Here is a 21,933-nt window from a genome sequence, read left to right on the forward strand (position 1 = left end):
GCTTTTTGTTTTTGCGTTTAAAAAGAACCCCGTCCCGAAAGGTGCGGGGTTTTTTGCTGTGTGGGGTACGCCTCCCCGGTGGCGCTGCGCTTACCGGGGCTACGGATCCGTAGCCCGGACAAGGTGCGCAGCACCGCCTCCGGGGAAAATCCCGCCATACCCGCACCATTATCTTCATTCAAAGCAACATAAAACCCCGTCATGGCAAACCCTTCGCCATAATCCACTTTTTCCTTGCCTCTGCGCTGGCGTTGATCGCGAAAACCGTGCTTGCGAAAAAAAATGTGAATGCAATCACATATAAAGATATAACAATTATATAACATTTAGTTTACTAACTAATTTGTCTGCGTGACGTGGTACGCCCGACAAGACAGACTGCAGTCTTTGCTGGAGCAATATAACAATGACAGAGAGTAGCATTACCGAACGGGCCGCGCCGGAGCAGGCCGATACCCGTCGTCGTATTTGGGCAATTGTTGGCGCTTCCTCGGGAAATCTGGTTGAGTGGTTTGATTTTTACGTCTACTCATTCTGCTCGCTCTATTTTGCCCATATCTTCTTTCCCTCCGGAAATACCACCACTCAACTTTTACAAACGGCAGGCGTATTCGCCGCCGGATTTCTGATGCGTCCTATCGGTGGGTGGCTGTTTGGTCGGATCGCCGACCGCCGCGGACGTAAAGCTTCCATGCTTATTTCGGTCTGTATGATGTGCTTTGGTTCACTGGTGATTGCCTGCCTGCCGGGCTACGCGGTCATCGGCACCTGGGCTCCGGCGCTGCTGCTGTTGGCCCGTCTGTTTCAGGGGCTGTCGGTCGGTGGAGAATATGGCACCAGCGCGACCTATATGAGTGAAGTGGCGATTGAAGGAAAGAAAGGCTTCTATGCCTCTTTCCAGTACGTCACGTTAATTGGCGGTCAACTGCTGGCGGTATTAGTGGTCGTGGCGCTCCAGCAGGTGCTGAGCGACGAAGATTTGCATGCCTGGGGATGGCGTATTCCTTTTGCTCTCGGGGCAGTACTGGCTATCGTCGCGCTGTGGCTGCGTCGCCAGCTGGACGAAACCTCGAAGCAGGAGACCCGGGCGCTGAAAGAGGCTGGCTCATTTAAAGGGTTGTGGCGTAATCGCCGGGCTTTCGTGATGGTGTTGGGCTTTACTGCCGCCGGATCGCTGACCTTCTATACCTTTACTACCTATATGCAAAAGTATCTGGTCAACACGGCGGGCATGACGGCCAGCACCGCCAGCGTGATCATGACCGCGGCGCTGTTCGTTTATATGCTGGTTCAACCGCTGTTCGGCGCCTTTTCGGATAAAGTTGGCCGCCGTACCTCCATGCTGTGCTTTGGCGTGCTGGCGACATTATTTACCGTGCCTATCCTGAGCGCCTTGCAAAAAGTGAGCTCACCCTATGCTGCCTTCGGCCTGGTGATCTGCGCCTTGCTGATTGTCAGTTTCTATACTTCGATCAGCGGCATCCTGAAGGCCGAGATGTTCCCGGCGCAGGTTCGCGCGCTTGGGGTAGGGCTGTCCTATGCCGTCGCGAATGCCCTGTTTGGCGGCTCGGCGGAATATGTCGCGCTGTCGCTGAAATCGGCGGGGATAGAGCACGCGTTCTACTGGTACGTGACGGTGATGGCGGCCATCGCCTTCCTGGTCTCCCTGATGCTGCATCGCAAAGGCAAAGGCCTGCGTCTTTAGCCGTTACTGGTGCGCCAGTTGCCAAACAGCGTAGCCGGTGGTCGCGCCGGCTACATCCCAGGCGAAATCCTTCCAGCTCCAGCCGCTGCCTGCCGGGCGGCTGTCCCAAAGCTCTTTTGAGGCGCCGAGGCTGACGGAAAACATCAGGCCGATAGCAGCGCTGCGGTCCCGGCTGTAACCCTGATGTTGCGCATATTCATTGCCGGCGGCAGACAGCATCGCCGAGGCCAGAAAATGCTGGGCTTTGTCCTGACCGGACCATGCATCATTTGCCATGTGGCTGCAGCCCGTTAACATCAGCGAAGCAATCACGATTATCGTACGCATAGCGCTTCCAGAAAAAAGCCCCGTCGAGGCGGGGCTGATTGTCAGAGAATACGGCTGATCAGCCGGTCAATGCGGATCCGCCGCAGTCGGCGGATCAGTTTACGCACTTTCACCGGATAGTCGGCAATACTTTGCAGATCCCGATAATGTTTCACCACCGTGGTGTGGGTGCGGATGAGCTTCAGCTCTTTCTCCCGCATGGCTCCCAGCTGCTGCTTTGGATCGTGGATCAGAATGGCATTTTCCAGATCGAGTCGCCAGGCGCGCGGGTTAAGGTTGTTGCCGGTGAGCAGCATCCACTCGTCGTCAACCCACATGCCCTTCAGGTGGTAGCTGTTATCGTCATCCTTCCACAGGCGGACGATCAGCTGATCGGTATTCACATAATACTGCAGCCGGCTGAGGAAACGCCGCAGGTTGATCTCATACAGATAAGGAAGCGCGCCGATGATTTTAAACGGCTGATCTTCCGGAATATAGAAATCGTTCGCGGTTTTATCGCCGACAATAATCTCCACCTGTTTACCGTCGCGCAGCAGCTGGATGATATTTCTTACCAGCACGGCAGGAAGGTTGAAGTAGGGGGTGCAGATCGTTAACTTGTGCTCGGCACAGGGCATCAGGTGAAAGATAGTTTTGTTCAGCAGGCTGGATTTCCCCAGGCCTACCAGCGGGGTGACGGAGAGTTCTTCGTCACCGGCGGTGCCGACAAAATGGTAGCTGCGGTCGCGCAGCTCCTGACGGTACTGGCGAATATCGTTTTTGATTTCCGGACTTTTTGGCCGATCCGGTCTGTCGAGACGATTCACGCCGCGTCCCTGAACCAGATTATTGTCGACCCAGTCGAACATGACGTCCGCCATTTTGCCGTTACGGATGCACTGATAGCGGTCATAGCGGTACTTATCATGCTGATGCAGATAAACATCGTTCAGGCTGGCGCCGCTATAGAGGACGCAGTCATCGATAATAAAGCCTTTGAAATGGAGAACGCCGAGCGCCTCCCGGGTGTTAATCGGCACGCCGTAAACGGGAATCTCTACGCCCGGATTTTCATTGGCCATCCGACAATACCAGTCAGCATTGGTGTTGGAGGCGGCGGCGCCGATACGGCCACGTTGAGCGCGGTGCCAGTCAACGAGGACGCGAACATCCAGTTGCGGACGCTGACGTTTGGCGTCATAAAGGGCCTGCAAAATTCCTTTTCCGCCATCATCTTGCTCCAGGTAGAGCGCAATAATGCATATACGCTGAGTGGCGTTGGCAATCCGGGTCAGTAACGCTTCCCTGAAATCCGCAGGGGCGTAAAAGAACTCTACATCATCAACTGACTGAGAAAGCTTAGGGAGTTGGGCAAGGTGTTGTTGATGTTTATTACGCTTAAATTTTGACAACATCACAGTGCGTTTCTTCTCTGTTTATTGAAGGGTCTTCTGTACCATGCAGACGACGTAAGCGGGCAATAATACCATTACTACCCGCTAATGTGGTCAACAATTGCGGTCAGCGTCGCGCGATTATCCCTGATTCAGGGGCAGCGACAGACTGACAATCCCATCTTCCAGCTGAATATCAACGGTGAATCCCAGCTTTCTGGCGAGGCCGATCATGCCTCGGTTATTCGGCATCGTAATCCCATTCAGCCGTTGCAGGCCATGGCTTTGCGTATAGGCGATCAGCTTTTCCAGCAGCCTTCGCCCCAGGCCTAACCCTTTCAAATCTGAACGGACCAGCACAGCAAACTCGGCATCAATATTGTCAGGGTCGGAGATCGCCCGCGTCACGCCGAGGATCTCGCTCTGTTCCGCGGTGGTCCTGACGGCGACGAACGCCATTTCTCGATCGTAGTCGATCTGGGTCATATTGGCTAAGTCGTCATGGGTAAATTCGTTGATCTCACTAAAATAGCGATAATAGAGATCTTCTTTGGTGACCTGAGCGATAAACGCGAGCAACTGCGGTTCATCTTCCGGAAGGATCGGCCGGAACAGACAGCGATCGCCATTTTTCATCACCACCCACTCCTCCAGCTGGTGCGGATAGGGACGAATAGCGAGACGGCTTTCACTGTCGCCGCTAAAGGGAGCAAGCCCCAGGGTAACGTCCAGCGCCGTAAACTCGTTGCCGGAGGCGAGCAGGGGATGAATATCCAGCCGCTGGATCTCCGGGCAGTCGACGATCAGGTTCGAGACCTGAACCAGCAGCTGGCTTAAGCCTGCGATATCCAGCGGTCGCAATGCGCTGCGGCCGCGGATCTTCTTATTTTTGATCGCCTGGATCACCAGATAACGCGCCAGGTTCATATTCAGCGGCGGCAGCGCCACAGCGGCCTGATCCTCGGCCCGCCACTCCACGCCGCCTTCGCCCAACATAATCAACGGGCCGAAGAGGGGATCGTGCTCAACCACCACTCTCAGCTCCTGGGCGCCGGCGCGATTGGCCATACTCTGCACCAGCAGGCCATGAATGCGCGCCTGGGGCCAGGCCAGCCTGACGCGATCGATCATCGCATCCGCTGCCTGCTGTACTTCTGCCGCGGTACGCAGATACAACATGACCCCCTGTACTTCTGATTTGTGCGGAATATCCGGGGAACGCAGCTTCAACGCAACCGGATAGCCTATCTGCTCAGCGATATGCACCGCTTCCGCGCTGTCAGCGGCGATCCAGGTTGGCAGTGTGTGGATACCGTAGGCCCGGAGCACCGGGCTGACCTCGTGGGTATCCAGCGTGGTGGCGCCGTCATCTATCGCTTGCTGGAGCAGAGCATGCGCTTCGCTGGTATTGGCGGTTAACGAGTCCGGCAGCACTGGAGTCTCGCGCAGCTGTTTCTGGTTACGGCGGTACTCGACCATATGCATAAAGGCGGTGATGGTGCCCTCCGGCGTACGGTAGGTGGGAAGGCCGGCATCGCTGAACAGCCGTCGCGCCTCCTGGGAAGAGAATTCGCCGCACCAGTTGGTCAGCACGGTGACATATTTGCCACGCGGATGGTGCTTCAGGGCGTCTATCAGCGCCAGGGCGCTCTCGGTGCCCGGCGCGGCGGCGCTGGGCGAGTGGATCACCAGCAGCGCGTCGTAGTCCTGGCTGTTAAGCAGAATATTCACCGCCCGCTGATAGTGTTCGCTGCTGGCGTCATCGCGTAGATCCAGTGGGTTGGCGATCTCAACGCCGCCCGGCAGCGCCTGGCGCAGGGCGTCGCGCGTCTCCTCGCTGAGGGTCGCCAGCTTACCGTTACGCAACCAAAGCTCATCCAGCGCCAGCGCCGCCGGCGCCGCGCCGTTGCTGACGATCATCAGTTTTTCACCGCGCAGCGGGCGCATATGGCTCAGGGTTTCTACGGCGGAGAACAGCTCATGGGTATCCTGGACCCGCAGCAGACCAGCACGCTGGATGGCCGCATCCCATGCCGGATCCATCCCTGAATTGACGTGCAACAGTTTCTGCGCCGCGGGACTACGGCCGCTTTTGATCACCAGGATTGGCTTGTTTCGCGAGGCGCTGCGCGCGGCGGAGACAAACCGGCGCGCGTCGCTGAGATGCTCAAGGTAAAGCAAAATGGCGCTGGTTTTGCTGTCGCGGGCCAGAAAGTCCAACAGGTCATCGACATCTATATCCAGGCTATCGCCCAGCGCGATGAAGTAGGAAAACCCCATCTCGCGCTGTTGCGCCCAGTCAAGGATGGTGTTGGAGACGGCGGCCGACTGCGAGATAAAGGCCAGTTTACCGCGGTGGATCGCGACCGGCGAAAAGCTGGCGTTCAGGCCTTGCCACGGCGCCAGCAGCCCCAGGCTGTTTGGGCCGAGCAGGCGCATCTGATAGCGTGCAGCGCATTCGAGCAGCGCCGGATACTGTTCCGGCTGCGAAGAGAGGATGATGCAGGTCTTGCAGCCTTTCTGCCCCAGGGCTTCGAGCAACTCGAGATTACGTCGCGCGTTGGTACAAAGCACCGCCAGATCCGGCGTAAACGGCAGCTTCTCGATGGTGGGCCACGCCAGCACCCCAAGCACCGCCTTCCAGGCGGGGGTCACCGGCAGTACCGGGCCATTGAAGCCGCCGGCTAGCAGGTTGCGCATCATGAGATAGCCAGCGCGCTGCGGCTTCATTGATGCGCCAATAACGGCGATGGATTTTGGTCGCAGCAGCGCTTCCAGGCCTCGTTGGCTCATACCGGTCTCCTTTCATCCCAGTGACCGAATGATTTTAAACGTTTTCCGCCTGGCCCGCTGTGATACTGCCCTTATGCTGGGTTTTTCCCGCCAGGTAGCGGGTCCGGAAGCGGGTGAAGTGTTCGCCAAGCGCTGCGGCGGCCGGCGCATCGCCCGCCAGATCCAGCAGGGCGATGGCCACTTCCGCGGTACAATATTGTCCGTCGGCGTGCGCCTCGCGCAGATGGTAGGCTGAGATGCGCGACAGATCGACGGAGATGATCGGCAGCGCGTCCAGATAAGGGCTCTTACGGAACATTTTACGCGCTTCGGTCCAGGTGCCATCGAGCATGATAAACAGCGGCGGTTTGCCGGACGGCGGCGCGCTCAGGACCTGGCGCTCCGGTGCGGCGTAGGAGGCGGGGAACACCACCATCGGCTGGTAATCGGGATGGGCGACCAGATCGAGCAGCCCCTGCGGCGGCTCGGTTCTCGACCATTGATAAGCCTCGGTATTCGGCAGAATATCGGCGATGAGCCGGCCGGTGTTGCTGGGCTTCATCGGCTCCGTATCAAACATCACCAGGCAGAAACGACTGGTGGCCTGCGCCGGCGTTAACGTGGCGCACAGGCACTGCTTGAGCGGCAGCAGACAGCGCTGGCAGCGGCGGATGCGGTTGCCGCGAGCAAGGAAAGGGCGGGTGGCTCGCGCGAGACGTTCGGCGCGCAGGCGAAGGACAGCGTTATCAGTCATGGGAGTCGCTAGTGAAAAACGCTATTGTCGCAGAGGCGAAAACGGGGCACAAGCGGTGCCCCGGAAGGATTACTGCTGTCCGGCTTCGTTCAGCCAGCTATCAAATGGCGCTTTTGGCACCGCGCCATTAAGCATGTCGATCACTTCGCCATTTTTGAACATCATGATGGTCGGGATGCTGCGGATACGAAACCGTGCGCTAAGCTCACGTTCCGCTTCGGTGTTAACTTTCACAAAACGCATCTTCCCGCTACGCTCTTCCGCGACGTCTTCAAAGATCGGCGCGAAGCTGCGGCAGGGACCGCACCATGGCGCCCAGAAATCGACAACGACCGGCAGATCGTCCTTTAAGAGTTTATCCAGCGTTGCCCCGGTCGCGTTGATGACGTCGCCATCAAAAAGATCGTGACCGCAGCGTCCGCACTTTGCGCCATCCGCGCTACGATCGTCCGGGAGGCGGTTCAGAGCCTGACAACTGGCACAAACGGTATTCATAACTAACCTCTGGTTATGGGTTGCAACGTGGCACGAGGCCGATATGTTTCTGTGATGTTACATATTATCGATTAAGTGTTATTTAAGGACAATGCGTTTTGTTCGATGAGTGCAATAGAGGCCGTCTTTTAAACGAAATCATGGCGAAGCGATGACACATCGGGTAATCTGCGCGCTTCGCGCAGCGCAGGTGGAGAAAATTGATGAGCGACGAACTGAAAAATAAAAGCGGCAAGGTCAAAGTGATGTATGTCCGCAGTGATGATGATTCTGACAAACGCACCCATAACCCACGTACCGGGAAAGGGGGAGGTCGTCCAGGAAAATCTCGTGTTGACGGCCGCAGCCGCCCTGCGCGTGACGAACGAAACAGCCGCGGTGACGATCGTAAACGCGATGACCGCAAGCGTGATGAGCGCAAGCGCGATGATTTTAATCGTGACGATGCGTCCCCGTGGCGTACCGTTTCTCGCGCTCCTGGCGACGAGACGCCGGTAAAAGAAGATCACGGCGGGATCAGCGGGAAGAGCTTTATCGATCCGGAAGTACTGCGTCGCCAGCGTGCGGAAGAGACCCGCGTGTATGGTGAAAACGCCTGTCAGGCCCTGTTCCAGAGCCGCCCGGAAGCCATTGTCCGCGCCTGGTTTATCCAGAGCGTGACGCCGCGCTTTAAAGAGGCGCTGCGCTGGATGGCGGCTAACCGTAAAGCCTATCATGTGGTTGATGAAGCCGAGCTGGCGAAAGCCTCCGGGACCGATCACCACGGCGGCGTCTGCTTCCTGATCAAAAAACGCCACGGTACCTCTGTTGCCCAGTGGGTCGCGAAGGCCGCAGAAGAAGATTGCGTTCTGGCGCTGGAGGACGTGGGTAACCCGCACAACCTCGGGGCGATCATGCGCAGCTGCGCGCACTTCGGTGTGAAGGGTGTTGTGGTTCAGGATGCCGGCGTGCTGGAGTCCGGCGCGGCGATCCGTACGGCGGAAGGCGGTGCGGAACATGTTGAACCGATCACCGGCGACAGCTTCATCGATACTCTGGATCAGTTCCGTCAGGCGGGCTACGCGATTGTCTCGACCTCCAGCCATAATGGTACCCCGCTGTTTAAAGCCGAGCTGCCGAAGAAAATGGTGCTGGTGTTAGGCCAGGAGCGCGATGGCCTGTCGGATGCAGCCATCTCCAGCGCGGACCTCAGCGTCGCCATCGATGGTACCGGCAATGTCGAAAGCCTGAACGTCTCTGTGGCGACCGGCGTCCTGCTGGCGGAATGGTGGCGTCAGAACAAGGCGTAATACCTGTCCCTGAATACAAAAGCCAGCTGATGCTGGCTTTTTTTATGGCTGTCGATCACTCGCTTTCGGCGGGAAGGACCGGCATCCAGTCAATCGGCGCTTCGCCGCGATCGGCCAGCCACTGATTGGTTTGCACGAAATGGTTGCTGCCAAAGAAGCCGCGATGCGCGGAGAGCGGTGAAGGGTGCGGCGCCTTCAGTACGCAGTGGCGCTGGCGATCGATAATCGCGCCTTTCTTCTGCGCATGGGAGCCCCACAGCAGAAAGACCACCCCCTCGCAGTGCTCATTGATTAAGGCGATTACCTTATCGGTAAACGTCTCCCAGCCGAGGCTGGCGTGCGAGTGCGCCTGCCCGGCGCGGACGGTCAGGACCGTATTAAGCAGGAGCACCCCCTGGCGCGCCCAGCTTTCCAGGTAACCATGGGTAGGGCGGGTAAAGCCAGGGATAGTGGCCTCCAGCTCTTTGTACATATTCAGCAGCGAGGGCGGGATTGCGACGCCCGGGCGAACCGAGAACGCCAGACCGTGGGCTTGCCCCGGGCCGTGATAGGGGTCCTGACCGAGAATGACGACTTTGACATCGCCCAGTTCGGTAAAGCGAAACGCATTAAAGACATCTTTTTGCGGTGGATAGATGGTGATCCCGGACTGGCGCTCTTCGGCGACGGTCTTCAGAGTATTGAGAAAATAGGGTTGTTGCTTTTCATCCGCCAGCACGTCATGCCAGGTTAAAGGGGTGGTCATCTTGCTCTCCTGCAAAGGGTCATCGCTATAGCTTAACGGCTTCTTTCTACAGAACAAAATCGGCACGGCTTGACGCGGGCCTTTATGCAAAAAAAATTGAAAATTTACAAAATTATTTATAGCGGCTTATGGCGTAACTTGATGTAAAACAATAAAATCCTTGCATACCCACTTAGAGTGAGTGGTTTTTATTGATTTACATCAAAGAATGCCGAGGGTGCGGCTGATATATATACACTCATACAACAATGGTTTTACCAATTGGCCGCGAAGAGGCCAAAATCGAATAAACACTGCCTGGGAGGCATCAAATGATTACTGGTATCCAAATTACTAAAGCGGCAAACGACGACCTGCTGAACTCTTTCTGGCTGCTGGATAGCGAAAAAGGCGAAGCGCGTTGCCTGTGCGCCAAAGGTGGTTTTGCGGAAGATGACGTGGTGGCGGTCAGCAAACTGGGTGAAATCGAATACCGTGAAATCCCGGTAGACGTGAAACCAGAAGTTCGCGTGGAAGGCGGTCAGCACCTGAACGTTAACGTGCTGCGTCGCGAAACCCTGCTGGACGCGGTTGAGCATCCTGAAAAATACCCGCAGCTGACCATTCGTGTTTCCGGCTACGCGGTACGCTTCAACTCCCTGACTCCGGAACAGCAGCGCGACGTTATCGCTCGTACCTTTACTGAAAGCCTGTAAGGCTAACGCCAGATGTGAAAACGCCGGGATATCCCGGCGTTTTTTTTACTCTTCGCTGGACGCTGATGGCGTCCCGGTCGCGCTTGGCTTCCGGCGCTTACCGATATTTTTCGTATCGCGGTGGCGCTTCTTCACCCGCGGCTTCTCTTTTTCTTTCTCTTTTTTCTCGGCGCGTTTCGCCAGCACTTTCTTCGATGGTTTACCGGTCAACTTCTCGCTTGGCGCACGGGTTTTGGGTCGCAATTCATCAATCACGCGAGCTTTCAGCGGTTCTTCAACGTAGCGGCCGATCTTGCCCAGCAGCAGGTGATCGTGCGCTTCAACCAGCGAAATCGCGGTGCCTTTCTTACCTGCGCGGCCGGTACGACCGATACGGTGCAGATAGATGTCGGCGGTGCGCGGCATATCGAAGTTAAAGACGTGGCTGACGTCCGGAATATCGATACCGCGGGCGGCGACGTCGGTGGCGATCAGCACGTTTACGCGGCCGTCGGTCAGACGCTTAATGGCTTCGTTACGCTTGGCCTGCACCATCTCGCCTTCCAGCCAGCAGGTGTTAATCCCCGCTTCACGCAGCCAGTTGGCCAGCTCATGCACGCGCTCGCGCTTGCGCACAAAGACGATAGCGCGGGTAGCTTCCGGCTGTTGCAGCAGATTCACCAGCAGCCTGGTCTTATGTTCGATATCGTCCGCGCGATAGTACCATTGATGGATTTTCTTACGCTCGCGAGTCGACGGGGTAGCGGAAACTTCAACCGGCTCTTCCAGCAGGCGCTCAGCGAAGTCTTTGATCGCATCGCCTTCCAGCGTCGCGGAGAACAGCATGGTCTGCTTGCGCCAGCGGGTTTCACCAGCGATGGTTTCGATATCCTGCGCAAAGCCCATGTCCAGCATGCGGTCGGCTTCATCGAGGATCAGGGTCTCGACGGCGCGGCAGTCGAAGTTCTCTTCTTTTATATACTGCAGCAGGCGACCAGTGGTGGCGACCACGATGTCCTGGTTTTCGCTGAACACTTCCGCGTGGTTCATGTAGGCTACGCCGCCGGTAATGGTGGCGATATCCAGATGGGTATGCTTCGCCAGCTCGCGGGCGTGGTCAGCCACCTGCATCGCCAGCTCACGGGTCGGCGTCAGGATAAGAATACGCGGCGGGCCGGATTTCTTACGCGGGAAATCGAGCAGGTGCTGCAACGCTGGCAGCAGATACGCCGCCGTTTTACCGGTGCCGGTCGGCGCTGAACCGAGAATGTCACGGCCATCGAGCGCAGGCGGAATAGCGGCGGCCTGAATGGCTGTCGGGCGAGTGAAACCTTTATCCTGGAGGGCTTCCAGCAGGTTTTCATCGAGTTCAAGTTCGGAAAAAGTCGTTACAGTCATGTTCTACCTCTGAGTGGGCCGCCGATTATAGACGTTACTGACGTAATGTTCATCTGTTTGTAAGGCTATCTGTTCTCCGGTATTGTGCATAGCCTTACGTTCAGGAGTTTTTTGTCGGCAAGGTTATTGAGGATGTCTCAGTCGAAGTTTGCGCTGCCGCGCAATGGTTTTACCTTCAAACAGTTTTTTGTCGCCCACGATCGTTGCGCGATGAAGGTGGGTACCGACGGCATTTTGCTCGGCGCCTGGGCGCCGATTGCCGGGGTGAAACATGTGCTGGATATTGGCGCCGGCAGCGGCCTGCTGGCGCTAATGCTCGCGCAGCGTACCGGCGATGATGTGCGTGTCGATGCGGTCGAACTGGATGAGGAGGCCGCCGCCCAGGCGCAGGAAAATGCCCTTGCGTCGCCATGGGCTTCGCGGGTTGAGGTCTGTCAGGCCGATATTCATCAGTGGCAGCCGCCGCAGACCCGACGCTATCAACTGATAATCAGTAACCCGCCCTTTTTTGCGGAAGGGGTGCCTTGCGCCACCTCGCAGCGGGAGCAGGCGCGGTATACCACGACGCTCGATCACGCTTCTCTGCTGACCTGTGCCGCTGAGCATATCACCGAAGAAGGCTTTTTTTGCGTGGTGCTGCCGGTAGATATCGGAAATGCGTTTATCGAACGGGCAACCGCGATGGGCTGGCACCTGCGACTGCGCACTGACGTGGCGGAGACCGAGATGCGGCCGCCGCATCGGGTGCTGCTGGCTTTCTCCCCGACGGCGGGGGAGTGTTTCAGCGACAGGCTGGCGATCCGCGGGCCAGAGCAGCAGTATTCAGAAGGCTTTACCGCTCTGACCGAGGATTTTTATCTCTTTATGTGAGCCAGGGGCGACAATATCGACGGACCGCTGTTCGGCAGCGGCTGCGGATAGTCGAGGGTGTAATGCAGTCCCCGGCTCTCTTTGCGCAACATCGCGCAGCGTACGATAAGTTCCGCCACCTGCACCAGATTGCGCAGCTCCAGCAGATTATTCGAGACGCGGAAGCGGGCGTAATACTCATCCAGCTCCTGCTGCAGCATGGTAATGCGCCGCAGGGCGCGCTCCAGCCTGCGGGTGGTGCGCACAATCCCCACGTAATCCCACATCAGCAGGCGCAGCTCGTGCCAGTTATGCTGGATAACCACCAGTTCATCCGGGATCTCCACCTGACTTTCATCCCACGCCGGCAGGGTGCTGACCTTCTGGGCCAGCGGCAGGCGACGGGCAATATCTTCTGCGGCGGACCAGCCGTAAACCAGACACTCCAGCAGCGAGTTCGAGGCCATACGGTTCGCGCCGTGCAGCCCGGTATAGCTGACTTCGCCGATGGCGTATAACCCATCGACGTCGGTGCGGCCATTATCATCCACCATCACGCCGCCGCAGGTGTAATGCGCGGCAGGGACGACCGGCACCGGATCTTTGGTTAAATCAATTCCCAGACCGAGCAGCTTTTCGTAAATCATCGGGAAGTGCTGGCGAACAAACGCCTCGGGTTTATGGCTGATATCAAGGAACATACAGTCAACGCCAAGGCGCTTCATCTCATGATCGATGGCGCGGGCGACGATATCGCGTGGGGCCAACTCGCCGCGTTCGTCAAAGTCCGGCATAAAGCGGGTGCCGTCCGGGCGTTTAAGGTGGGCGCCTTCGCCGCGCAGCGCTTCGGTCAGCAGGAAATTGCGCGCCTGCGGATGATACAGCGCGGTGGGGTGAAATTGGTTGAATTCCAGATTCGCCACCCGGCAGCCCGCCCGCCAGGCCATCGCGATACCGTCTCCGGAAGAGACGTCGGGGTTAGTGGTGTATTGATAAACCTTGGCGGCTCCGCCGGTGGCGAGCACCACCGCCTTCGCGCTGCAGGTTTCCACGCGCTCTTTATTGCGGTTCCAGATCCATGCCCCGACCACCCGGCGCGTGCCCGGCAGGCCAATCTTATCCGATACGATCAAGTCGACGGCATTGCTGCGCTCAAGGATGCGGATATTGGGATGGGCGAGGGCTTTATCGACCAGCGTCGTCTCCACCGCTTTGCCGGTAGCGTCGGCGGCGTGAAGAATGCGCCGATGGCTGTGGCCCCCTTCGCGCGTGAGATGATAGCTCTCTTCGCCATTGGCCTGGACCTGGGTGTCAAACAATACGCCCTGATCGATAAGCCACTGGACGCATGGTCTGGCGTTGCTGGCGACGAAGGTGACCGCATGGCGATCGCATAACCCTGCGCCGGCGATCAGGGTATCTTCGACATGAGATTCAATACTGTCGGTCTCGTCGAAGACGGCGGCAATCCCGCCCTGCGCATAGAACGTCGAACCTTCGCTGATCGGCCCTTTACTCAACACCGTCACCGAACTGTGCTCTGCCAGGCGCAGCGCAAGAGAGAGGCCGGCAGCGCCGCTGCCGATAATCAACACATCACAAGAGAAGTCAGGAGTGGTATTCATCGTCTTTGTTTAATTTACTAAACACATTTAGCTCACAATAGCACCAGCTCGTGAGGAATCGTACAATTTTTTTTAACTGGCGTTGTGACGGCTAAACAGCAGGCGAGCAGAAACGGTCTGGAGCACGGCGAAAATGAGACGCGTGGCAGGTTGATAGCATTGGATTTTATAGTGAAATAAACGCCGTGTTACGATACCCTTCAGACGGGCCTGCGCTTTTTCTTATTGACTAACCTATCGTTTAGCAACCTGGGCATATAATGATTGATAACGATCTGCCGCCGTTGCCAGACAAAAAACAAAAGCGTAACGGAACTTTATTGTTTTCATACACTCCAAGAGTCAGCTTGCTCATAATGCAGATTTTGGGTGGTGTTTTGAAGACGCATGGGAATTGGGTTTGGGGAGACATTACCTCGGATGAGCGAGCAGTTAACGGATCAGGTCCTTGTTGAACGGGTCCAGAAAGGAGATCAGAAAGCGTTTAATTTGCTGGTAGTGCGCTATCAGCATAAGGTCGCGAGCCTGGTTTCCCGCTATGTACCGCCGGGCGATATCGCTGACGTCGTTCAGGAATCGTTCGTTAAGGCATGGCGTGCGCTGGACTCTTTCCGGGGAGATAGCGCTTTTTACACCTGGTTATACCGTATCGCCGTCAATACGGCGAAGAATTATCTGGTTGCTCAGGGACGCCGTCCGCCGTCCAGCGATGTTGACGCCAACGAGGCGGAAAACTTCGAAAGCGGCGGGGCGTTGAAAGAAATTTCGAACCCTGAGAACTTAATGTTGTCAGAAGAACTGAGACAAATAGTTTTTCGTACCATTGAATCGCTTCCGGAAGATTTACGCATGGCAATTACGTTACGGGAGCTGGATGGCCTAAGCTATGAAGAGATAGCCGCTATCATGGATTGTCCGGTTGGGACGGTGCGTTCGCGTATCTTCCGGGCGCGAGAAGCTATTGATAATAAAGTTCAACCGCTTATCAGGCGTTGACGATAGCGGAATACTGGAAAAGGGTATCAGGCATGCAGAAAGAAAAACTTTCGGCTTTAATGGATGGTGAAACGCTGGATAACGAACTGCTCAACGAGCTGAGTCGTTCTTCTGAGATGCAAAAAACCTGGGAGAGTTATCACCTTATCCGCGATACGCTGCGTGGCGATACCGCAGAGGTGCTGCAATTTGATATCTCCGCCCGGGTGATGGCCGCCATTGAAAATGAGCCCGTTCGTCAGACGGCGCCGCTTATTCCTGAATCTCAGCCCGCACCGCACCAGTGGCGGCAGATGCCGTTCTGGAACAAAGTGCGTCCGTGGGCCAGCTCACTGACCCAGATGGGCGTTGCCGCCTGCGTATCGCTTGCGGTTATCGTCGGCGTCCAGCACTATAATGGGCAGTCTGATGCCGCTCAGCAGCCAGAGGCGCCGGTGTTCAATACGCTGCCGATGATGGGTAAAGCGAGCCCGGTAAGCCTTGGCGTACCGGCTGACGTATCAGCAGGTAGCGGCCAGCAGGCTCAGGTCCAGGAACAGCGTCGGCGGATTAACGCCATGCTGCAGGACTACGAACTGCAGCGCCGCCTGCACGCTGAGCAGCTTCAGTTTGGCCAGGCCCAGACTCAGCAGGCCGCAGTCCAGGTGCCGGGTTATCAAACTTTAGGAACGCAATCGCAGTAATGAAGCAACTTTGGTGTGCCATGTCGCTCATGGCAGGCAGTCTGTTGTTCTCTGTCAACGCCTCGGCTGATACATCGTCCGGGGCGTTGTTGCAGCAGATGAACCTGGCCAGCCAGTCCCTCAATTATGAGCTGTCTTTCGTCAGCATCAGCAAACAAGGCGTTGAGTCACTGCGCTATCGTCACGCGCGACTGAACAATCAACCGCTGGCGCAGCTTCTGCAGCTGGACGGTCCGCGCCGGGAAGTGGTCCTGCGCGGTACGGAAATCAGCTATTTTGAACCCGGCCTCGATCCGTTCACCCTGAACGGCGACTATATCGTCGATTCACTGCCGTCGTTGGTTTACAGCGATTTCAAACGTCTCAGCGCAGCCTATGATTTTATCTCCGTGGGCCGTACCCGTATCGCCGACCGCCTCTGCGACGTGATCCGCGTCGTGGCTCGCGACGGCACGCGCTATAGCTTTATCGCCTGGCTGGACGCTGAGACCAAGCTGCCGCTGCGCGTCGATTTGCTCGACCGCGACGGTGAAACGCTGGAGCAGTTCCGGGTCGTCTCTTTCAACGTTGGCGATAACGTCAGCGCCAGCATGGAGACGCTGGCGAAAGCGAATTTGCCGCCGCAGCTGTCGGTGCCTGAAGGGGGCGACAAAGCCAACTTCAACTGGGCGCCAACGTGGCTCCCGCAGGGCATGACTGAGGTCTCCAGCAGCCAGCGTCGTCTGCCCACCTTTGATGGTCCGGTAGAATCACGTCTCTATTCCGACGGCTTGTTCAGCTTCTCGATCAATATCAACCGCGCCACCGCGGCCAGCAGCGACCAGCTGTTGCGCACCGGCCGACGCACCGTCAGCACGACGGTACGCGATAACGCGGAGATCACCGTGGTGGGCGAACTGCCGCCGCAGACGGCGAAGCGTATCTCAGACAGCATTAAATTCAAGGCAGTACAATGATCAAAGTGTGGGCCACCGTGGTTTCCTGGCATAACGGCGTGGCGCAGGTGCACTGCGACGTTAAAGCCTCCTGCAGCAGTTGCGCCTCCCGCGCCGGCTGCGGCAGCCGGGTATTAAACAAGCTGGGGCCGCAGACCAGCCATACCATCAGCGTGCCCTGCGAGCAGCCGTTGACGGCGGGGCAAAAAGTGGAGCTGGGGATCGCCGAGAGCAGTCTGCTGGGTTCGGCGCTGTTGGTCTACATGGCGCCGCTGGTGGGTCTGTTTGTGATGGCGTCGATTTTCCAGGTGCTGTTTGCCAGCGATATCGCTTCGCTGTGCGGCGCGCTGCTGGGCGGCGTCGGCGGGTTTCTGGTGGCGCGCGGTCTGTCGCCGCAGCTGGCAGCGCGCCAGTCGTGGCAGCCGGTGATTCTGAGCGTCGCGTTGCCGCCGGATCTGGTGCGTATCGAAACGCCTTCCTCCGACATGGGTCAGTGATTTCACTGGCCCTTATCTTTATTTACCCTTCCTGTTACAACGCCACAATTTCTGCGGTTATGCTGGATCTAACAGCATTTCCTGGTTTCAAGGATGTAGTGTAGAATGCGGCGTTTTCGGATTAAAAAACGTCAGGCACAGTACAGCGGCCTCATGATACTCGTAAGGCATAATTAACTCTAAATATGAAGAATATACGTAACTTTTCGATCATCGCTCACATCGACCACGGTAAGTCGACGCTGTCTGACCGTATCATCCAGATTTGCGGTGGCCTTTCTGATCGTGAAATGGAAGCCCAGGTTCTGGACTCCATGGATCTTGAGCGCGAACGCGGGATCACCATCAAGGCGCAGAGCGTCACCCTGGACTATAAGGCCAACGACGGTGAGACCTATCAGCTGAACTTTATCGACACCCCGGGCCACGTGGACTTCTCTTATGAAGTTTCCCGTTCCCTCGCCGCGTGCGAAGGCGCGCTGCTGGTGGTTGACGCCGGGCAGGGCGTAGAAGCCCAGACCCTGGCCAACTGCTACACCGCGATGGAGATGGACCTGGAGGTCGTTCCGGTACTCAACAAGATCGACCTGCCTGCGGCCGACCCTGAGCGCGTAGCGGACGAAATTGAAGATATCGTCGGGATCGACGCCCATGACGCGGTGCGCTGCTCGGCGAAAACCGGCGTCGGCGTGACCGAGGTGCTGGAGCGTCTGGTGCGCGATATTCCGCCGCCGGAAGGCGATCCGGACGCGCCGCTGCAGGCGCTGATTATCGACTCCTGGTTCGATAACTACCTCGGCGTAGTGTCGCTGGTACGAATTAAAAACGGCACCATGCGCAAGGGCGACAAGATCAAGGTCATGAGCACCGGCCAGGTCTATAACGCCGACCGTCTGGGCATCTTCACGCCGAAACAGGTTGACCGTACCGAGCTGAAATGCGGCGAGGTAGGCTGGCTGGTCTGCGCGATCAAAGACATCCTTGGCGCGCCGGTGGGCGATACCCTGACCGCCGCCCGCAACCCGGCAGACAAAGCGCTGCCTGGCTTTAAGAAGGTGAAACCGCAGGTGTATGCCGGCCTGTTCCCGGTAAGCTCCGATGATTATGAAGCTTTCCGCGACGCGCTGGGCAAACTGAGCCTCAACGACGCCTCTCTGTTCTACGAGCCGGAAAGTTCTACCGCGCTGGGCTTCGGCTTCCGCTGCGGCTTCCTCGGCCTGCTGCACATGGAGATCATTCAGGAGCGTCTGGAGCGTGAATACGATCTTGACCTGATCACCACCGCGCCGACGGTAGTTTACGAAGTGGAGACCACCTCCAAAGAAGTTATCTACGTCGACAGCCCGTCCAAGCTGCCGCCGCTGAATAATATTCAGGAGCTGCGTGAGCCGATCGCCGAGTGTCACATGCTGCTGCCGCAGGAGTTCCTCGGCAACGTGATCACCCTGTGTGTGGAGAAGCGCGGCGTGCAGACCAACATGGTTTACCACGGTAAACAGGTGGCGCTGACCTACGAAATCCCGATGGCGGAAGTGGTGCTCGACTTCTTCGACCGTCTGAAGTCTACCTCCCGCGGCTATGCGTCGCTGGACTACAACTTCAAACGCTTCCAGGCGTCGAACATGGTACGCGTCGATGTGCTGATCAACGGCGAGCGCGTCGATGCGCTGGCGCTGATCACCCACAACGATAACGCGCCGTATCGCGGCCGCGAGCTGGTGGAAAAGATGAAAGATCTTATTCCGCGTCAGCAGTTCGACATCGCGATTCAGGCGGCCATCGGCAACCACATCATCGCGCGCTCTACCGTGAAACAGCTGCGTAAAAACGTGCTGGCGAAATGCTACGGCGGTGACGTCAGCCGTAAGAAAAAGCTGCTGCAGAAGCAGAAAGAAGGTAAGAAGCGTATGAAGCAGGTCGGTAACGTTGAACTGCCGCAGGAAGCGTTCCTCGCCATTCTGCACGTTGGTAAAGACGGCAAATAACCCTAAGGAGTTGGCATGGCGAACATGTTTGCCCTGATCCTGGTGATTGCAACCCTGGTGACGGGCGTTTTATGGTGCCTGGACAAGTTCATTTTTGCACCGAAACGTCGTGAGCGTCAGGCCGCTGCTCAGGCAGCGACCGGCGAGCAGCTGGACAAAAAGACGTTGAAGAAAGTCGGCCCGAAACCGGGCTGGCTGGAAACCGGCGCATCGGTTTTCCCGGTGCTGGCGATCGTTCTGGTGGTACGTTCATTCATTTATGAGCCGTTCCAGATCCCGTCAGGTTCGATGATGCCGACTCTGCTGATTGGCGATTTCATCCTGGTGGAGAAATTTGCCTACGGCATTAAAGATCCTATCTACCAGAAAACGCTGATCGAGACGGGTCATCCGAAGCGCGGCGACATCGTGGTGTTTAAATATCCGGAAGACCCGCGCCTGGACTACATCAAGCGCGCGGTGGGGCTCCCGGGGGATAAAGTCACCTACGATCCGATTGCCAAGCAGGTCACTATTCAGCCGGGCTGCAGCTCCGGACAGGCCTGCGGCAACGCGCTGCCGGTGACTTACTCCAACGTGGAGCCGAGCGATTTCGTTCAGACCTTCTCCCGCAGCAACGGCGGCGAAGCGAGCAGCGGTTTCTGGCAGCTGCCGAAGGGCGAAACCAAAGCCGACGGCATTCGCCTCACCGAGCGTCAGGAGACGCTGGGCGACGTCACGCATCGTATTCTGATGGTGCCGATTGCTCAGGATCAGGCTGGCATGTATTACCATCAGAGCGGTCTGCCGCTGGCCACCTGGATTGTGCCGCCGGGTCAGTACTTCATGATGGGCGACAACCGGGATAACAGCGCCGACAGCCGTTACTGGGGCTTTGTGCCGGAAGCAAACCTGGTCGGGAAGGCCACCGCTATCTGGATGAGTTTTGAAAAGCAGGAAGGTGAATGGCCGACCGGCGTGCGGTTATCGCGCATTGGTGGAATTCATTAATTTCATCTGCTGAATTCACGCCGCTGCTGTTATCGCAGCGGCGCGAATTATTTAGTATTTAAATCCATTCAAACTAACGACATCCCGTGTCGTTGCGTATAGAATATCCCCCCGAAGTTTTTGGTTGTCGCTCTGCCGGGTGACACTGCACACGAAAGCGTATTGGTCTGTTTCAACTTACTGTTTGAAGCGTATGCTCAGGTCGGTTTCGTGTGCTGCATCTTTGACGCATTCATTTATTGGTAACGCATGAACCCCATCGTAATTAATCGGCTTCAACGAAAGCTGGGCTACACTTTTCATCATCAGGAGCTGTTGCAACAGGCATTAACTCACCGCAGTGCCAGCAGCAAACATAATGAGCGCCTGGAATTTTTAGGCGACTCCATTTTAAGTTTCGTGATCGCTAATGCGCTGTATCATCGCTTTCCTCGCGTGGATGAAGGCGACATGAGCCGTATGCGCGCGACGCTGGTGCGCGGCAACACGCTGGCGGAAATCGCCCGCGAGTTTGAATTGGGCGAATGCTTGCGCCTCGGGCCGGGCGAACTGAAAAGCGGCGGTTTCCGTCGCGAATCGATTCTCGCGGACACCGTTGAAGCGTTGATTGGCGGGGTTTTCCTCGACAGTGATATTCAGAACGTTGAACGCTTAATCCTCTCCTGGTACCAGACTCGTCTGGACGAAATCAGCCCGGGCGATAAGCAAAAGGATCCGAAGACGCGTCTGCAGGAGTATCTGCAGGGTCGTCATCTGCCGCTGCCGTCCTACCTGGTAGTCCAGGTGCGTGGCGAAGCGCACGATCAGGAATTTACTATCCACTGCCAGGTCAGTGGCCTGAGTGAACCGGTGGTTGGCACAGGTTCCAGCCGTCGTAAGGCGGAGCAGGCTGCCGCCGAACAGGCGCTGAAAAAGCTGGAGCTGGAATGAGCGAAGAAAAAAGTTATTGTGGGTTTGTCGCCATCGTGGGTCGTCCAAACGTTGGCAAATCCACGCTGTTGAATAAGCTGCTTGGGCAGAAGATCTCGATCACCTCCCGTAAAGCGCAGACCACCCGTCACCGCATCGTCGGCATCCATACCGAAGGGCCGTATCAGGCGATTTACGTCGATACCCCGGGCCTGCATATGGAAGAAAAGCGCGCCATTAACCGCTTAATGAACAAAGCGGCCAGCAGCTCTATTGGCGATGTTGAGCTGGTCATCTTCGTGGTGGAAGGCACCCGCTGGACGCAGGACGACGAGATGGTGCTCAACAAGCTGCGCGACGCCAAAGCGCCGGTGATCCTCGCGGTCAACAAAGTGGATAACGTGCAGGAAAAAGCGGATCTGTTACCGCATCTGCAGTTCCTCGCCAGCCAGATGAACTTCCTTGATATCGTGCCGATGTCGGCGGAAACGGGGACCAACGTCGACACCATCGCGTCGATCGTGCGTAAGCATCTGCCGGAAGCGATCCACCACTTCCCGGAAGATTATATTACCGATCGTTCTCAGCGCTTTATGGCTTCCGAAATCATCCGTGAAAAACTGATGCGTTTCCTCGGCGCTGAGCTACCGTACTCCGTCACCGTGGAAATCGAACGTTTCGTGACCAACGAGCGTGGCGGTTACGACATCAACGGCCTGATCCTTGTCGAGCGTGAAGGGCAGAAGAAGATGGTGATTGGCAACAAAGGCGCCAAAATCAAAACCATCGGCATCGAAGCGCGTAAGGACATGCAGGAGATGTTTGAAGCGCCGGTGCACCTCGAGCTGTGGGTCAAAGTGAAATCCGGCTGGGCCGATGACGAGCGCGCCCTGCGCAGTCTCGGTTATGTTGACGACCTCTGAGTTAAC

The 21,933-nt window shown here is 57.1% G+C and carries 22 protein-coding genes; 13 read left to right on the forward strand and 9 right to left on the reverse strand.

The features are described 5' to 3' along the window. Positions 1–17: 17 nt before the first annotated feature. Positions 18–326, reverse strand: a complete 309-nt coding sequence (locus K5R89_RS16620) for a hypothetical protein (RefSeq protein ID WP_218781698.1) — start codon at positions 324–326, stop codon at positions 18–20. 80 nt (positions 327–406) lie between these two features. On the opposite strand from K5R89_RS16620, the gene K5R89_RS16625 reads away from it, so the two are divergent. Continuing rightward, positions 407–1,705: an MFS transporter gene (locus K5R89_RS16625; RefSeq protein WP_023290679.1), complete on the forward strand. Its 1,299-nt coding sequence runs from the start codon at positions 407–409 to the stop codon at positions 1,703–1,705. Between the two features lie 3 nt (positions 1,706–1,708). Here the strand turns inward: K5R89_RS16625 and K5R89_RS16630 are convergent, their stop codons facing one another. The 5 genes from K5R89_RS16630 to trxC all read right to left on the reverse strand — a co-directional run bounded on the left by K5R89_RS16630 (position 1,709) and on the right by trxC (position 7,429). Continuing rightward, positions 1,709–2,032: a YfiM family lipoprotein gene (locus K5R89_RS16630; RefSeq protein ID WP_004201811.1), complete on the reverse strand. Its 324-nt coding sequence runs from the start codon at positions 2,030–2,032 to the stop codon at positions 1,709–1,711. 41 nt (positions 2,033–2,073) lie between these two features. Next, on the reverse strand, positions 2,074–3,429 hold the full coding sequence (gene pssA, locus K5R89_RS16635; RefSeq protein WP_023290677.1) for a CDP-diacylglycerol--serine O-phosphatidyltransferase: 1,356 nt from the start codon (positions 3,427–3,429) through the stop codon (positions 2,074–2,076). 120 nt (positions 3,430–3,549) lie between these two features. After that, complete coding sequence (gene pat / locus K5R89_RS16640; protein ID WP_049013875.1) at positions 3,550–6,201, reverse strand: protein lysine acetyltransferase; 2,652 nt, start codon at positions 6,199–6,201, stop codon at positions 3,550–3,552. A gap of 34 nt (positions 6,202–6,235) precedes the next feature. After that, positions 6,236–6,934, reverse strand: a complete 699-nt coding sequence (tapT, locus tag K5R89_RS16645; RefSeq protein ID WP_044524370.1) for a tRNA-uridine aminocarboxypropyltransferase — start codon at positions 6,932–6,934, stop codon at positions 6,236–6,238. Between the two features lie 69 nt (positions 6,935–7,003). Beyond that, entirely contained in the window at positions 7,004–7,429 is a 426-nt protein-coding gene (gene trxC, locus K5R89_RS16650; RefSeq protein ID WP_002914091.1) for a thioredoxin TrxC, read from the reverse strand. A 203-nt stretch (positions 7,430–7,632) separates the two neighbouring features. Between trxC and K5R89_RS16655 the strand changes: the two genes are divergently transcribed. Then, a complete protein-coding gene (locus tag K5R89_RS16655; RefSeq protein ID WP_023290674.1) occupies positions 7,633–8,718 on the forward strand; it encodes a tRNA/rRNA methyltransferase in 1,086 nt (361 codons plus the stop codon). Positions 8,719–8,773: 55 nt separating this feature from the next. Here the strand turns inward: K5R89_RS16655 and ung are convergent, their stop codons facing one another. Then, entirely contained in the window at positions 8,774–9,463 is a 690-nt protein-coding gene (gene ung, locus K5R89_RS16660; protein WP_023290673.1) for a uracil-DNA glycosylase, read from the reverse strand. A 311-nt stretch (positions 9,464–9,774) separates the two neighbouring features. Here ung and grcA point away from each other — a divergent pair, with 311 nt between their 5' ends. Next, positions 9,775–10,158 carry an autonomous glycyl radical cofactor GrcA gene (grcA, locus tag K5R89_RS16665; protein ID WP_002914084.1) on the forward strand — a complete coding sequence of 128 codons (384 nt, stop codon included), beginning with the start codon at positions 9,775–9,777 and terminating at the stop codon, positions 10,156–10,158. A 45-nt stretch (positions 10,159–10,203) separates the two neighbouring features. Here the strand turns inward: grcA and srmB are convergent, their stop codons facing one another. After that, on the reverse strand, positions 10,204–11,535 hold the full coding sequence (gene srmB / locus K5R89_RS16670; protein WP_032453738.1) for an ATP-dependent RNA helicase SrmB: 1,332 nt from the start codon (positions 11,533–11,535) through the stop codon (positions 10,204–10,206). A gap of 132 nt (positions 11,536–11,667) precedes the next feature. Here srmB and K5R89_RS16675 point away from each other — a divergent pair, with 132 nt between their 5' ends. Next, the gene (locus K5R89_RS16675; RefSeq protein WP_048298029.1) at positions 11,668–12,405 is read left to right on the forward strand and encodes a tRNA1(Val) (adenine(37)-N6)-methyltransferase; all 738 of its coding nucleotides are present in this window, start codon (positions 11,668–11,670) and stop codon (positions 12,403–12,405) included. On the opposite strand, the gene nadB is transcribed toward K5R89_RS16675, so the two are convergent. Then, positions 12,390–14,009, reverse strand: a complete 1,620-nt coding sequence (gene nadB, locus K5R89_RS16680) for an L-aspartate oxidase (protein ID WP_023290670.1) — start codon at positions 14,007–14,009, stop codon at positions 12,390–12,392. The genes K5R89_RS16675 and nadB overlap by 16 nt on opposite strands. A gap of 328 nt (positions 14,010–14,337) precedes the next feature. On the opposite strand from nadB, the gene rseD reads away from it, so the two are divergent. The 9 genes from rseD to era all read left to right on the forward strand — a co-directional run bounded on the left by rseD (position 14,338) and on the right by era (position 21,927). Further along, positions 14,338–14,433: a rpoE leader peptide RseD gene (gene rseD, locus K5R89_RS27860; RefSeq protein WP_223822583.1), complete on the forward strand. Its 96-nt coding sequence runs from the start codon at positions 14,338–14,340 to the stop codon at positions 14,431–14,433. Continuing rightward, the gene (gene rpoE, locus K5R89_RS16690) at positions 14,430–15,005 is read left to right on the forward strand and encodes an RNA polymerase sigma factor RpoE (RefSeq protein WP_002914074.1); all 576 of its coding nucleotides are present in this window, start codon (positions 14,430–14,432) and stop codon (positions 15,003–15,005) included. The genes rseD and rpoE overlap by 4 nt, the downstream gene beginning before the upstream one ends. Positions 15,006–15,037: 32 nt before the next feature. Then, a complete protein-coding gene (gene rseA / locus K5R89_RS16695; protein ID WP_032453736.1) occupies positions 15,038–15,688 on the forward strand; it encodes an anti-sigma-E factor RseA in 651 nt (216 codons plus the stop codon). Further along, on the forward strand, positions 15,688–16,644 hold the full coding sequence (gene rseB / locus K5R89_RS16700; RefSeq protein WP_004201821.1) for a sigma-E factor regulatory protein RseB: 957 nt from the start codon (positions 15,688–15,690) through the stop codon (positions 16,642–16,644). The genes rseA and rseB overlap by 1 nt, the downstream gene beginning before the upstream one ends. After that, entirely contained in the window at positions 16,641–17,120 is a 480-nt protein-coding gene (gene rseC / locus K5R89_RS16705) for a SoxR-reducing system protein RseC (RefSeq protein WP_217259489.1), read from the forward strand. The genes rseB and rseC overlap by 4 nt, the downstream gene beginning before the upstream one ends. 185 nt (positions 17,121–17,305) lie before the next feature. After that, positions 17,306–19,105 carry a translation elongation factor 4 gene (gene lepA / locus K5R89_RS16710; protein WP_023290668.1) on the forward strand — a complete coding sequence of 600 codons (1,800 nt, stop codon included), beginning with the start codon at positions 17,306–17,308 and terminating at the stop codon, positions 19,103–19,105. A gap of 15 nt (positions 19,106–19,120) precedes the next feature. Further along, positions 19,121–20,095 (forward strand): signal peptidase I, encoded by a 975-nt coding sequence (lepB, locus tag K5R89_RS16715; protein WP_004201827.1) that lies wholly within the window; start codon positions 19,121–19,123, stop codon positions 20,093–20,095. A gap of 249 nt (positions 20,096–20,344) precedes the next feature. Then, positions 20,345–21,025 (forward strand): ribonuclease III, encoded by a 681-nt coding sequence (rnc, locus tag K5R89_RS16720; protein WP_002914065.1) that lies wholly within the window; start codon positions 20,345–20,347, stop codon positions 21,023–21,025. Then, positions 21,022–21,927 (forward strand): GTPase Era, encoded by a 906-nt coding sequence (era, locus tag K5R89_RS16725; RefSeq protein ID WP_023290667.1) that lies wholly within the window; start codon positions 21,022–21,024, stop codon positions 21,925–21,927. Before rnc ends, era begins: the two co-directional genes overlap by 4 nt. The last annotated feature ends 6 nt before the right edge of the window (positions 21,928–21,933 follow it).

The organism is Klebsiella sp. TF21-TM, assembly GCF_019753495.1.
GTDB lineage: Bacteria > Pseudomonadota > Gammaproteobacteria > Enterobacterales > Enterobacteriaceae > Klebsiella > Klebsiella quasipneumoniae.

What these genes read in the sequence shown, in the direction of transcription:
- K5R89_RS16675 (WP_048298029.1), top strand. Translation starts at nt 11,668, where the DNA reads ATGTCTCAGTCGAAGTTTGCGCTGCCGCGCAATGGTTTTACCTTCAAA.
- nadB (WP_023290670.1), bottom strand. Translation starts at nt 14,009, where the DNA reads ATGAATACCACTCCTGACTTCTCTTGTGATGTGTTGATTATCGGCAGC.
- lepB (WP_004201827.1), top strand. Translation starts at nt 19,121, where the DNA reads ATGGCGAACATGTTTGCCCTGATCCTGGTGATTGCAACCCTGGTGACG.
- srmB (WP_032453738.1), bottom strand. Translation starts at nt 11,535, where the DNA reads ATGACTGTAACGACTTTTTCCGAACTTGAACTCGATGAAAACCTGCTG.
- rseB (WP_004201821.1), top strand. Translation starts at nt 15,688, where the DNA reads ATGAAGCAACTTTGGTGTGCCATGTCGCTCATGGCAGGCAGTCTGTTG.
- era (WP_023290667.1), top strand. Translation starts at nt 21,022, where the DNA reads ATGAGCGAAGAAAAAAGTTATTGTGGGTTTGTCGCCATCGTGGGTCGT.
- K5R89_RS16620 (WP_218781698.1), bottom strand. Translation starts at nt 326, where the DNA reads ATGTTATATAATTGTTATATCTTTATATGTGATTGCATTCACATTTTT.
- K5R89_RS16655 (WP_023290674.1), top strand. Translation starts at nt 7,633, where the DNA reads ATGAGCGACGAACTGAAAAATAAAAGCGGCAAGGTCAAAGTGATGTAT.
- pssA (WP_023290677.1), bottom strand. Translation starts at nt 3,429, where the DNA reads ATGTTGTCAAAATTTAAGCGTAATAAACATCAACAACACCTTGCCCAA.
- rpoE (WP_002914074.1), top strand. Translation starts at nt 14,430, where the DNA reads ATGAGCGAGCAGTTAACGGATCAGGTCCTTGTTGAACGGGTCCAGAAA.
- rseC (WP_217259489.1), top strand. Translation starts at nt 16,641, where the DNA reads ATGATCAAAGTGTGGGCCACCGTGGTTTCCTGGCATAACGGCGTGGCG.
- K5R89_RS16630 (WP_004201811.1), bottom strand. Translation starts at nt 2,032, where the DNA reads ATGCGTACGATAATCGTGATTGCTTCGCTGATGTTAACGGGCTGCAGC.
- lepA (WP_023290668.1), top strand. Translation starts at nt 17,306, where the DNA reads ATGAAGAATATACGTAACTTTTCGATCATCGCTCACATCGACCACGGT.
- K5R89_RS16625 (WP_023290679.1), top strand. Translation starts at nt 407, where the DNA reads ATGACAGAGAGTAGCATTACCGAACGGGCCGCGCCGGAGCAGGCCGAT.
- trxC (WP_002914091.1), bottom strand. Translation starts at nt 7,429, where the DNA reads ATGAATACCGTTTGTGCCAGTTGTCAGGCTCTGAACCGCCTCCCGGAC.
- tapT (WP_044524370.1), bottom strand. Translation starts at nt 6,934, where the DNA reads ATGACTGATAACGCTGTCCTTCGCCTGCGCGCCGAACGTCTCGCGCGA.
- pat (WP_049013875.1), bottom strand. Translation starts at nt 6,201, where the DNA reads ATGAGCCAACGAGGCCTGGAAGCGCTGCTGCGACCAAAATCCATCGCC.
- rseA (WP_032453736.1), top strand. Translation starts at nt 15,038, where the DNA reads ATGCAGAAAGAAAAACTTTCGGCTTTAATGGATGGTGAAACGCTGGAT.
- rnc (WP_002914065.1), top strand. Translation starts at nt 20,345, where the DNA reads ATGAACCCCATCGTAATTAATCGGCTTCAACGAAAGCTGGGCTACACT.
- grcA (WP_002914084.1), top strand. Translation starts at nt 9,775, where the DNA reads ATGATTACTGGTATCCAAATTACTAAAGCGGCAAACGACGACCTGCTG.
- ung (WP_023290673.1), bottom strand. Translation starts at nt 9,463, where the DNA reads ATGACCACCCCTTTAACCTGGCATGACGTGCTGGCGGATGAAAAGCAA.